Genomic DNA, 12,849 nt, shown 5'->3' on the forward strand with positions numbered 1-12,849 from the left:
TTAGGCTTTATTTCGGAATGTCGATGGTGAGCTTCTTCGCCATCGACATAGCCAGGTTATTATCGTAATAAGCCGCTTCATTGATAAAGTGGGGATAAGCCTCATAATCCCCTTCCCAAACTAGTTCACCGCCATCAAACAAAGCAATGATGGGCTCTCCCGGTTTAACCGGATGAAAATCCCTGTCTTGCACATGTCGGTGCACCATCCCCATGCGATTACCCTGTTCATCCTCGGGTAATTTCAGGGTTTCAACATAGCTATAAACTTGCAATTCGTCGGGCAAAACCGGTAATTGTTCAATATTGTGCAGATGCACATAATCCAACAAATGCATGGTCATCGTTTGCATCCACTCCAGAACATCATGGCGCAATACCGATTGCGGTTGCGGTCCAATTTCAACAATGACCCCCTGTTGAGCAATAGCACACAAATAGGGTTGCTGCTCCAGAGGCACTTCGTCTTCCAGAACGATAATCGCTTCTGGCATTTTCATTTTTAGATATGCGGCCATACGCAAGTTGAAAGCATCCGATTGCAACAAAATCAACGAGGGGCCCATATTGGACGTCGTATTGTGAAGGTCGATGATAAAGTCCGTTTGAGCATTGCCACGGGGTCCAATTTCAGCGTTGATTTGTTTAGCCCGACTTTGCTCAATATTGTTAAGCTCGCTATCTGCAAGTAAATTGGGCAAAAATTGTCGGTTAAGATCACAATCCACGTAGCGCTTGTTTTGCTCATGGGCTTCAGGGTTAGCAAATACCATAGCACTGGCGAAACTCTCTCGGCTTACGCATTCCGGACTTTTTTGCCACTGACGCAACAAATAAATACCAGAATATTCATTACCATGGGTGCCTCCGACTATGGCAACACTATTCACTTTGCTCATCTTTTGTCTCTACTTAAAAAGCGGGCTCACAGCATACAGAATGTTAGATTTGCGCCGCAATACTTGCTATCAATTATTTGCTCCACCACAATATGCTCTTTTTTATTGCTACAGGCTTCGATGCTGTAATGAAATGGGCACTGTTGTTTTTTCTCACTATGGTTTCTGCAAACCTCTTCGCGAAACCGGTTGTGCATATTGCTGTTGCCTCTAATTTTATTCAGCCCATGAAAGATATTGTGGCGCAATGGCCTGCAAGCCAGGATGTAGACGTTCGACTATCATTTGGTGCATCTGGCAAGTTTTTCGCACAAATTAAAAACGGGGCGCCTTTTGATATTTTCCTGTCTGCAGACAGTGACAAACCTGCTCGCCTGGTGGCTGAAGGATACGCCAAAGCTGACAAACTATTTACTTACGGTATGGGGCAACTGATACTCTGGTCAGCTGATGCCACTTTGTTAAGTGCTACGGAACCCGACTGGAAAAACCTGACTTTTTCCAGATTGGCAATGGCCAACCCTCGCACTGCCCCTTATGGACAAGCCGCACAGCAATATATCAAGAGTAAACAGCTTGAACCGTTGCTTTCAGGGAAAATCGTGACCGGCGAAAACATCGCCCAAACCTTTGCTTTTATTAAAAGTGGCAATGCCCAACTGGGTTTTATCGCCCAGTCTCAGTATATGCAGCTTGCCAATGATCAACGAGGTTCACATTGGCCTATCCCCAACCACTTACATCTTGCCATTCAGCAAGACAGTCTTTTGCTGAATCGCGGGCTACATAATCAAGCTGCAATGGACTTTTACACTTACTTGCAATCAGCCGATGTGGCCAGCATTATCCAATCTTATGGATACCAATCTGTCAGGAGTATTGATGGTGCTCAGTGAGGCTGATATCACGACTATCTGGTTGACGTTAAAACTCGCCAGCATTGTCACTATTTTGCTGCTACTACTGGGGACACCGCTAGCCTGGTGGTTGTCACGCACAAAATCCCCTTTAAAAGGTGTAGTTGGCGCAGTTGTCGCATTGCCATTGGTTTTACCTCCAACGGTATTAGGTTTTTACTTACTGTTATTTATGGGACCAGAAGGCCCATTCGGTGAGCTCACCAGTGCACTGGGTTTGGGCACCTTGCCCTTTACCTTTTGGGGCTTGGTGGTAGGCTCTTTGTTTTATTCGTTACCCTTTGTGGTTCAACCTATCCAAAACGCCTTTGATGCAATAAACGAAAGCTATCTTGAAGCAGCGGCGACCTTAAAAGCCTCCACGCTCGACACCTTTTATCACATTATTTTGCCCCTGGCGCGACCGGGCTTTATTAGCGCTACCATCTTAGGATTTGCCCATACTGTAGGAGAATTTGGCGTGATCTTAATGATTGGCGGCAATATTCCCGGAGAAACCAAAGTGGTATCGGTGCAAATTTATGATCATGTAGAAGCACTCGATTACGCCAGTGCCCATCAGCTGTCTCTGCTAATGCTAATATTTTCGTTTGCCGTATTAGTCGCCCTTTATAGCTTCCAAAAAAAGCACACTGCCAATGGATTGAAATATGGCTAGTCGTCGGGAAAGTGAAATAATCCAACTAGATATTAGCCTGCAAAAAGCTCATGAGCAGCGCAATGGCTTTAATTTACACCTCAAAACCCAGTTGCCAGGCTCAGGTTTTAGCGGGATTTTTGGCGCTTCAGGATCGGGGAAAACCACTTTATTACGCTGTATTGCCGGACTTGAACCGGATTCAAAAGGTAGCATTGTGGTTAATCAGCGTACTTACCAGAACGACAATATCTTTCTCACACCGCAACAAAGAAACGTGGGCTTTGTATTTCAGCAACCTTTACTCTTTCCCCATTTAACGGCAAAGCAAAATATCGAATTTGCTGCCAAACGCGCTATAGAGCCTCTTTCACAGTCACGCGTGACTGAAATCATTGAGGTGTCGGGTGTCGAGCATCTGCTCAATAGCTACCCGGCCAGTCTCTCCGGTGGCGAGCAGCAGCGCATTGCTATTGTCAGAGCGATTGCCAGTAATCCATCGATATTACTCATGGATGAGCCACTCGCCGCTCTGGATGGAGCTCGCAAGAGAGAGTTGATGAGTTACCTCGAAGCATTGCAGTCAATATTAGCGATCCCGGTATTGTACGTCAGTCATTCACAAACTGAAGTTGCCAGACTGGCGCAACAGGTGCTTATTTTAGAGTCTGGAGAATTGCAACAACAAGGTGAAGTAACTGAAGTGTTCAATCGCTTGAATAGGGTTGATGAACAGGCTGCACTGACGTTTTTAGAGGGGCGCGTCACAAATTACGATGAACAATACCATTTAACGCAAATTACCCTTGCGCAACATTCACTGTGGTTGCCCCAAGGCAACCTACCTACAGGCAGTAAAGTGCGTTTGTGTATTGCCGCCAGCGATATCAGCATTAGCCTGGATAAACACAGTCAAACCAGTATTTTGAATCGCTTACCGGTGGAAATACAAACAATACAACCGAGTTCAACGCCCGGACTTAGTGTGATACAACTCAGTGTTGATGGTCAGTCACTGCTGGCGCAAGTCACCAATAAATCTGTGCAGTGCTTAAAGTTAACAGCCGGCATGTCTGTTTGGGCGCAAATAAAATCGGCAGCGATACTGAGGTAAAGCAAGAAGCCATGACGCAAATTAAAGCCCCTGTCAGAAGTCAGCAAGTAGCTCTGGATAACCATCAGTTAACGCTCTATTTCTGCGATATTCCCAATGATACAAGTCAGCAGGATGAATTTATTCAAGCCAACAGTAATTTCCTAAGCCCGCATCTGGCATCGGCAACCCCTAAAAGGCAGGCTGAGTTTATCGCTGGTCGACTAGCCTGTGGTAAAGCGCTGGAAGCACTGGGGTTGGACAACCAAATAGTCCCAAGTAATCCGGATCGTTCCCCTCAATGGCCAGAAAACATTGCAGGTGCTATTTCTCACAAGGTTAATCTTGCCACTGCTGCGGCATCACGGCAATTTGACATGCTTGGATTAGACCTGGAAACCACTTTTACAGATGCAACCATCCAACGAATTAGTCGCAAGATAATCACCGCCAAAGAGCAACAAGTTATATTAGCGTCACCACTCCCCTACCCCATAGCGTTTACGCAGGTCTTTTCTGCTAAAGAAACCTTGTATAAAGCCATTTACCCTTTTGTTCGAAGATATCTTGGATTCAATACCAGTGAAGTGGTGGCCATATCGGAAAGTTTTTTAAAGTTGCAACTGAGAGAGGGTTTGGCAAAAGAATTGCCCGGCGAAGCCCTATTCAAAATACACACCATAGAAACCGAGGGACATATCTTGACCCTGACAGCAAAGGGCGCCAGCGGATAAAGGTCAACAGAGACAATAGACCAGTTTTTTCTATAGCGCCAACTTAATCGATAAAGGAAAATCTTTCGTAAATTTTTGTGAACATTCGTTTAAATTTGCCATTGTGAGCTATTGCATTTGTATATAACTGCGGGGTAAAGTGCTATCCGCTTATCGGTGTTTTAGCGTTTACGACAGAAAAAAAATAAGGCTCTGATGCTAATTAGGGGCCCGAGCTTGCATCGATGCGAACCCAAAAACATATCCAAACATGAAGGAATAACAATGAACAAGCTTCGTCCCTCAACCGTGGCGTTGCTGGTATCTGCAGCACTCTCCTCGACTGCCGCTACAGCCAGTGTCCATGCTCCACACTCTCTGAAAAATTATGATCACGCTGGTGCAACCCAGCTTAAAGGCGTTGGCCTTGCTACTGCAGCGCGTGAAAAAGCATTGGCTGAGCGCACCACTGCCTCTGGCCTTAAGAGCCACTTTGATGCACAAATGGGTAAAGCGACCTTTTTGTGGGCTCCTGAGAATCAAAGTAGACCTGACCTGAGCCTGATTGCTCCTGAGCACAAAAACGCTTATGCAGCTTCATACTACCTGAACAGCCTGACAGGTTTCTCTTCTGAAGAAACTGCGCTTAACCGCGCCAGCTTGGCTTATGTTCACGATACTAACCAAGGCCCATTAGTAGCTAAGTATCGTCAAGAAGTGCAAGGTGTTGAGGTATTCAACAAAGAATACAACATCGTTATGGACCGTGAGCACAACCTGGTAGCAGGTTCTGGTTACCTGGGTGCAAAAGTTTCCGCCCCACAAGTTTTGCAACTTTTCGCTAGCTTCGGCACACCTGAAGCAGCTGTAACCAAAGCTATCTCCGAAATCAGTGGTGGCAAAACTAAAGCTAATTTGACAATTGCTGAGAAAAAAGGTGACTACATCTTATTCGACGCTGAAACCACAGAAGGCCTAGAAGTCGTTGGCCAGCCGCGCGCCAAGCAAGTATTTTACGATCTAAACGGTAAATTGACCGCTTCTTACTATGTTGAAGTTAAATTGGCACAGCTGGAAAATCCACTAGACAGCCATGACTTCAGCTTCGTTATCAATAACGCTGGTAAAGTTTTATTCAGCAAAAACTTAGTTTCTCACGCCAATGCAGAGTTTACTTACCGTGTCTGGGCTGAAGAAGACGGCTTCCCATATCAAGGTCCTCACGGCAAGGTTATCCCTCAGGCAGCCGGTGAAGTAGATCCTACAGCTTACGTCGACCAACCACTGGTTACCGTAGACAACTACAGCAAAATCAGCACCGATGATCCTTGGTTACCTGAATATGCTATGTACACTTACGGAAACAACGTACTAGCCTATGCCGACGTTGTGGCACCGCAAGGTTACAACGAAGGGGATATCATCGTATCGACTACGTCTCCTATGACATTTGACTACCCGTTCGACGATACAAAGCGCGCTAACAGCTTTGTAAACCGTCAGTCTGCCGTAGTGAACATGTTCGTTATGAACAATTTCATGCACGATTGGTGGTACGATCACGGCTTTGATGAAGCGGCAGGTAATGCCCAGCTAGACAACTATGGCCGTGGCGGTGTTGGCGGTGACCCACTAGAAGTACAAGCGCAAGACTACTCGGGTCTGAATAACGCTAACATGGCAACACCTGCTGATGGTGGTAGCCCGCGTATGCAGCAGTATCTTTACACCTCGAAAGACGCCGTTAACGGTGTTGATCAGGGCGTTGACATCGTTTCTCACGGAACACTAGGTGTGCTTAACTCCACGCAGCTGTCTTCCTTCGGTCCTCAGCAATACACTGATATTAGTGCTAACTTGAGACGCCTGAACGACGGCAATGATGTTGACAGTGGTTCTGTCTACGACGGTTGTGAGCCTGCAACCAATGGCTATGCTCTTGAAGGTCGTATCGCAATTATTGACCGCGGTAGTTGTGCCTTCACTCAGAAAGTCTTGAATGCTCAAGCAGCTGGCGCAATTGCCGCCATTGTCGTAAACAATGTTGACGATGGCACACCTGCACCAATGGGTGGTGATGATCCTTCAGTAACAATTCCAAACGTGGGTTTGAACTACGAAGAAGGCCAAGCGATTTATACTCGTATGGAAAACAGCCAGGTAACAGCTGAACTGTTCAGCAAGTTCCCATTAAAAGACTCTTCATTTGATAACGGCATCATTGCTCACGAATGGGGCCACTACATTCAAAACCGTTTGGTGGGTAACGCTGCTGGTTTGATTAACTTCCAGGGCCGCTCAATGGGCGAAGGCTGGAGTGACTTCCACTCTATGATGTTTATCATCAAAGAGTCTGACGCAGAGCTCCCTGGTAACGAAGAATGGCAAATGCCATTTGCTACAGGTACTTACGTAGAAGACTTCTACACAGGTATCCGTCGTGCACCTTACACGCCTAACCAGGAAATCAACCCGCTGACTTTCCAACACATTACAGCCGGTGCTGAAGTCCCAGGATTGCCTCCAACAAATGGTGCATCTCCGCACGGCGCGGGTGAAATGTGGGCCGCAGTACTTTGGGACGTTTATGTTCGTTTGTTGAACATGTACGAGTTTGACGTAGCGGAAGCACGCATGGCTAACTATCTGGTTGCCAGCTACAAAGCGACGCCAATTGCACCAACTTACACCGAAGCACGTGACGCCTTGTTGTCGGTCATGTTGGCAAATGATGCTGACGACTTTAATGCCGCGGTAGAAGCGTTCGCCAATCGTGGTATGGGCTTCGGCGCTATTTCTCCTGCTCGCTTCAGCGATGACAACTCAGGTGTAACTGAGTCCTACGCGACACAGCTTGCTTCATACGGCGCTGGCAGTGTGAGCATTTCACAAGAAGGCATTGACGTTTGTACTGCAGACGGTGTTATCGATGCTGGTGAAAGTGCCAACATGTCGTTCAGCATCAAGAACAACGGTAGCGAAGTACTTTCTGGCGTAACGGCACAGGTTGAAGTACTGAGTGGTCACGATGTAACACTGGCTAACGATGGTATGGTAACCTTCGGCGAAGTTGGGCTGTTTGAATCAGCAAGCAGTGGTGATATTGCCTTTACCCTGAATTCAGCTGGCACTGGTGATCAAGTTGTATTCGGTGTGAGCTTCCCTGAAGCCGTAGAGGGCGATGACATCGTTGAGCCTGAAACTATTTACGCTGGTGCGTTGGTTAACTACGACTTCGCTAAACTTCCAGTTGTCGGTGCTACTGCAAATGACAACATGGAAACACTGGCAAGTCTGGATAACTTTAAAGAGAACGTGATGTACGGCGGTGCAGATGCCGTTGGCACGCAAACCTTCGACACAGTTAACACTGGTTACTTCCAGGCGTTCAATCCTGGTGTGGATCTGGGTAGCCAGACCATGTTGTTACTTAACAACTCATTCCAGTCTGACGTAGCTGTAGAGACTGACATGGTAGAAGTGGCTTATGGTCAAGACTTCTCCATCAACTTCTGGCACTTCTACTGGTTAGAAGAAGCTTGGGATGGTGCAGTTGTTGAGATCAGCATCAACGGTGGTGACTGGATGGATGTGACTGCGGCCGGTGGTACTTTCTCTACTGGTTATAACTACGCATCATTGTTCGAAAACTCCACTCAGGCGCTGCAAAACCGTCCTGTATACAGTGGTATCAATGGTGACTTCGCTACCTTCATGGGTAACACGGAAACCATCAGCTTCGGTGACGCACTGAACGGTCAAACCGTACAGTTCCGCTTCCGCATCTCTTCTGATGTGACGGTAAGCTCGTTTGGCTGGTTCATTGATGATGTAACCTTCACCAACATTGAAACCTCAATCTTCTCAGAAGTTGTTGCTGGTGACTCTGTCGCTTGTGACTAATCCTGGATTAGTTTGATGTAATAAAAGGCGCTCTTGAGCGCCTTTTTTATTGCCTGTAAATCACACATCTTAACTGTTGCAATTTGTAACTTCCCAGACAAACTCGTTGACAACCTGGTCAGGGCCATTCATCCTTGCACTTCTTATCAACTATTGCCGGAGCAGGCCAATGAACAATGTAATCCACTTCATTTGCGCTGATATTGTGTTATCACATCCGGTTAATGGTATTACGCGCTCTTAAGAGCCACGTCTTCTCGACAAGCAAAACGTACCACCTCATAACCACTTCAGCCCTTTGAAGGCTCTTCGGGCGGAAAGCAATTGCTTTCTGTAGTTTCCTGCGCTCAGTTTTAATAAATACGAGTGCTTTGCTTAGTGGATAAAGCGTGAAGAATTCTCAAAAAAATAAGCCATCGTTATGGCAACTATTCAAATTATCGTTAAACAGTAATAACCAGCAAGATTTTACCCAAGGCTCGATTGGTATCGCGGCATTTTTGCTCGCCGTACCCATGGTGTTGGAAATGGCAATGGAATCCATATTCGCCATTGTAGATATCTTTTTTGTCTCTGCATTGGGATATGCCGCAGTGGCCGTTGTCGGTCTTACAGAAGCCGTACTAACTCTTATTTATGCCATTGCTATCGGCCTGAGTATGGGAGTAACGGCTCTCGTGGCCAGGCGTATTGGTGAAAAACAGCCCGAGCAAGCCAATACTATTGCCGGGCAAGCCCTTTGGTTGGGCTTTTCGGTGGCACTGGTCATAGCTCTGATCGGCAGCTTTTACGCAGCGGATATCTTACGCCTGATGGGGGCTGATGAAGCCGTACTGGCGATGGGTGAGAGTTACACCACTATTATGCTGTGTAGTGCCATCACCATCTTGTATTTGTTCATTATCAACGCCATTTTTCGTGGTGCCGGTGATGCCTCAATTGCCATGCGCTCCCTTTGGATTGCTAACGGCATCAATATAATACTAGATCCCATTTTTATTTTTGGTTTGGGCCCGGTACCGGAGATGGGGGTAACAGGCGCAGCCATTGCAACCAGTATTGGGCGTGGAATTGGTGTGCTGTATCAGCTTTGGCATCTATTTGGTGTTACTGGAAGAATACAAGTGAGAATGGCCCAGCTACGCATTCAGTTACCCGTCATTCAGCAACTTATCCGGGTTTCAATGGGAGGCATGTTGCAATTCCTGATTGCCACAGCAAGCTGGGTCGCCTTAGTACGCATTGTGTCTCAATACGGCAGCGAAGCCGTTGCAGGTTATACTATTGCTATTCGGGTGGTGATGTTCAGTATTCTACCGGCATGGGGTTTGAGTAATGCGGTAGCCACACTCGTAGGTCAAAACCTGGGAGCAGGCAAGCCTGACAGAGCTGAACGTTCCGTGTGGGTTATTGCGCGTTATAACCTGATGTTTATGCTAACTGTGGCAGTTCTGTTTATTGTATTTGCCGCTGAGATCATTGCGCTTTTCAATGATCATCCTGGCGTACTGCAAAGTGGTATCAACTGCTTGCGTATAGTGGCTTACGGTTATGGTTTCTTTGCGCTGGGAATGGTTTTGGTGCAAGCATTTAACGGTGCTGGCGATACCATGACCCCCACCCGCATCAACTTTTTCTGTTATTGGTTGATGCAAATACCATTGGCATACTGCCTGGCAGTCTATTTTGAGTGGCAAGCTCAAGGTGTTTATATGGCAGTGCTCGCAGCTGAGTCGCTGATTGCAATCATTGGTTATTTGCTCTTTAGAACCGGTCGCTGGAAACAAACGGCCATTTAAACAAAACACTTACCGGCTGATTGAGGTTTTACAAATCAATCAGCGGGTCTCGCATCAGATTAAAAGAACGGCGTTCAATAAAATAAATGAACTGTGTTTTATAATAGTAAAAAGCCCTTTACAATGTGAAAAATGAATTATGTGGACAATGATTAAAAACCTGATTTCGCACTTTTCGGCGAAGTTGCCGTCATATTGAAGAATTTAGTTTGATTCTGACTTTGTTTTGTTCCTTTTCATAGTTCACTCAGTAAAAACAGCTTTCGCTAAACCAAACAAAAAGAACAACATGTTACACAAGCGTCTTATCTTAATTTGTATATTGGACATTGTTAGTGCAAACAGCTTTGCCTCTGATAATGACCTGGATACTATCGTGGTTACCGGTACTCGTAGCAACCTTGCCCTTGCAGAGCTCAATAGCAATCTCGCTCGGGTGAGCCAACAAGAGATTGCCACAATTACTCCGACGCATATCACAGAGGTGATGAATCGTATCCCTGGCATCTGGATAAGCCGCGGTAATGGTCAGGAGCATTTGACCTCTTTACGCTCTCCGGTACTCACAGGCGCTGGCGCCTGTGGTGCGTTTTATATGGCTGAAGATGGCATTGGCCTCAGAGCACCGGGTTTTTGTAATGCGAATCAATTATTTGATATCAACACCCTGCAATCTGGTGGAGTAGAGGTACTGCGGGGGCCTGCAGGTGTTGTTTATGGCAGTAACGCAGTACATGGGGTAATTAACCTGTTGTCACCCGACTGGCAACGACTGCCCGAACTCTCTGTGACCCTGGAGGGCGGTCCAAATCAATACAACCGCCAACGGTTCGTAGCAAAGAGCAGTCAAAATGAACACAAATTCGCTGTGTACGGCGTCAATACCCATGATGGTGGCTATAAAAACGACAGCGGTTTTGAGCAGCAAAAACTCGACCTACTACACCAATATAATCATTTGGATTACAGCATCAAAAACCGCATTAGTTACAGTAATCTTAATCAGGAAACCGCTGGCTTTATTCAAGGTTTTGAAGCATATAAAGATCCGACGCTTAAGCAAGTAAATCCAAACCCTGAGGCCTATCGCGATAGCCGTTCATTTCGTGCTTGGTCGCAAATTGAATTTGCATACAGCCGCGCGCAATTTTTAATAAAACCCTACCTGCGCTATCATGACATGACCTTCTTACAGCACTTCCTACCTTGGCAAGCCACCGAAGAAAACGGACAGCGCAGCTTGGGGGTGTTGAGCAGTATGGCTTACCGACTCAATGATATTCGCGTTACTACCGGCGTTGATTTTGATTCCACTGAAGGATGGTTGAAGGAATATCAGGAAGAACCCTTTAACGCAGCTATACCGCCAGGTGATCACTACAACTACGAAGTGCGAGCCACTTCGCTATCTCCTTATGTTGATCTGCAATACCAACTCAATGAAACAGTGGCTCTGTTAGCAGGTTTGCGCTACGAACACACTCGATACGATTATGACAATTCGCTATCGGATGGCTCAGCCTGTGCCGCTGACGTGAACAATTGCCGCTTTTATCGGCCAGAAGATCAGGAGCGCACTTTTTCCAATTGGTCGGCAAAGCTAGGACTGAATTATTCGCTATCCGCATCACAATTTATTTATTCTCAATTGAGCCATGGCTATCGAGCGCCGCAGGCCACGGAATTATTCAGATTGCAAAATGGCCAGGTGAGTGCCAACCTGGACTCCGAAAACATGGTCTCTCTGGAGCTTGGCCTGCGCGGTCAATGGCAGCTTCAGGAGCAATCCATTTTTTATGACGTGAGTTTGTATAGCATGGAAAAGTCCGATCATATATTCCAGGATACACAACGGCAAAATGTCAGTGAAGGTGAAACCAATCACCGTGGTATGGAGCTCTCATTCAACTGGCAATTCGCACTAAATTGGCAGTGGAACGTTGCACTGGATTACGCCCGCCACACTTACGACAACAATCCCGCCATTACCAGTGGCGCAGATATTCGCGGTAACGATATCGATACCGCACCGCGATTCAATGCCAATAGCAGTTTAAAATGGTCTCAAGATGACTATCATGTAGAGCTGGAATGGCACGCTTTAGACAGTTACTACTTAGACCCGGCCAACACGGCAGAATACGACGGCCATCAGCTGCTTAATCTGCGCGCTGCCATGCCGCTATCAGAGCATTTTTCTCTGTCATTCAGGCTGCTCAACCTGTTGGATGAGGACTATGCAGAGCGCGCTGATTTTGCCTTTGGCAACTATCGTTATTTTGTTGGTGAACCGCGTTCCCTCCACTTGGCAATCAGGTTAACATTAGATTGAAGCGGATAAATCGCAACTTTTTTAGTTAATCAAAAACCGAGAATGAGCATTGAGCGACAGTAAGCACAATTTAGAAGGAAACTTACCACAGGTAAGACGCTACATTGCCAATCGGGTGCGCAATCCCCAGGATATTGACGATTTAGTGCAGGATACCATGCTAAAGACCCTGCACTCTTCACAAAAAACGGCACTCCAAAATCCTATCGCTTATTTATACAGTACAGCAAAGACAGTGCTTATCGATTATTGGAAGAAGGAACAGACAACGAAAGACAACCACTCTGATATCGACACGGATACGCAGGAGAATGTTCTCAGTCTTGAAGAACATTTAACGCAGCGTCAGCAGGTTAATCAGTTACTGGTGCAAATCAATGCAATGCCTGAACTGCGTAAAAAGGTGCTACTGAAACGCAAAGTTGAAGGGCTGAGCAGAGAAGAAATTGCCGAGCAATTGGGACTGAGTGTTGAGGCGGTAAAAAAACACATTACCCGAGCAATGATAGACTTAGCAGAATCGGATATCGCAAAGGAAAAATAATGATAGCGCGATG

The 12,849-nt window shown here is 46.4% G+C and carries 9 protein-coding genes; 8 read left to right on the top strand and 1 reads right to left on the bottom strand.

Annotated features, from left to right (window positions below):
• Positions 1-7: 7 nt before the first annotated feature.
• Entirely contained in the window at positions 8-898 is an 891-nt protein-coding gene (locus ACXAGP_RS05110) for an aspartoacylase (RefSeq protein WP_475259962.1), read from the bottom strand.
• A gap of 128 nt (positions 899-1,026) precedes the next feature.
• On the opposite strand from ACXAGP_RS05110, the gene modA reads away from it, so the two are divergent.
• From modA to ACXAGP_RS05150, 8 genes are all read left to right on the top strand, one after another.
• Positions 1,027-1,794: a molybdate ABC transporter substrate-binding protein gene (gene modA, locus ACXAGP_RS05115; protein ID WP_475259963.1), complete on the top strand. Its 768-nt coding sequence runs from the start codon at positions 1,027-1,029 to the stop codon at positions 1,792-1,794.
• Positions 1,781-2,473, top strand: coding sequence for a molybdate ABC transporter permease subunit (gene modB / locus ACXAGP_RS05120; protein ID WP_475260247.1), 693 nt, complete (start codon positions 1,781-1,783; stop codon positions 2,471-2,473). The genes modA and modB overlap by 14 nt, the downstream gene beginning before the upstream one ends.
• Complete coding sequence (gene modC, locus ACXAGP_RS05125) at positions 2,466-3,566, top strand: molybdenum ABC transporter ATP-binding protein (protein ID WP_475259964.1); 1,101 nt, start codon at positions 2,466-2,468, stop codon at positions 3,564-3,566. Before modB ends, modC begins: the two co-directional genes overlap by 8 nt.
• A complete protein-coding gene (locus ACXAGP_RS05130) occupies positions 3,530-4,279 on the top strand; it encodes a 4'-phosphopantetheinyl transferase family protein (RefSeq protein ID WP_475259965.1) in 750 nt (249 codons plus the stop codon). The genes modC and ACXAGP_RS05130 overlap by 37 nt, the downstream gene beginning before the upstream one ends.
• A gap of 264 nt (positions 4,280-4,543) precedes the next feature.
• On the top strand, positions 4,544-8,161 hold the full coding sequence (locus ACXAGP_RS05135; RefSeq protein WP_475259966.1) for a M36 family metallopeptidase: 3,618 nt from the start codon (positions 4,544-4,546) through the stop codon (positions 8,159-8,161).
• A 389-nt stretch (positions 8,162-8,550) separates the two neighbouring features.
• Entirely contained in the window at positions 8,551-9,960 is a 1,410-nt protein-coding gene (locus tag ACXAGP_RS05140; protein WP_475259967.1) for an MATE family efflux transporter, read from the top strand.
• Between the two features lie 289 nt (positions 9,961-10,249).
• Positions 10,250-12,292 (top strand): TonB-dependent receptor, encoded by a 2,043-nt coding sequence (locus ACXAGP_RS05145; RefSeq protein WP_475259968.1) that lies wholly within the window; start codon positions 10,250-10,252, stop codon positions 12,290-12,292.
• A 49-nt stretch (positions 12,293-12,341) separates the two neighbouring features.
• Positions 12,342-12,836: an RNA polymerase sigma factor gene (locus tag ACXAGP_RS05150; protein WP_475259969.1), complete on the top strand. Its 495-nt coding sequence runs from the start codon at positions 12,342-12,344 to the stop codon at positions 12,834-12,836.
• Positions 12,837-12,849 lie beyond the last annotated feature (13 nt).

The organism is Planctobacterium sp. AWM4_229 (assembly GCF_056160305.1).

Coding starts and splice junctions, on each gene's coding strand:
- ACXAGP_RS05110 (WP_475259962.1), bottom strand. CDS start 898: ATGAGCAAAGTGAATAGTGTTGCCATAGTCGGAGGCACCCATGGTAAT.
- modA (WP_475259963.1), top strand. CDS start 1,027: ATGAAATGGGCACTGTTGTTTTTTCTCACTATGGTTTCTGCAAACCTC.
- modB (WP_475260247.1), top strand. CDS start 1,781: ATGGTGCTCAGTGAGGCTGATATCACGACTATCTGGTTGACGTTAAAA.
- modC (WP_475259964.1), top strand. CDS start 2,466: ATGGCTAGTCGTCGGGAAAGTGAAATAATCCAACTAGATATTAGCCTG.
- ACXAGP_RS05135 (WP_475259966.1), top strand. CDS start 4,544: ATGAACAAGCTTCGTCCCTCAACCGTGGCGTTGCTGGTATCTGCAGCA.
- ACXAGP_RS05145 (WP_475259968.1), top strand. CDS start 10,250: ATGTTACACAAGCGTCTTATCTTAATTTGTATATTGGACATTGTTAGT.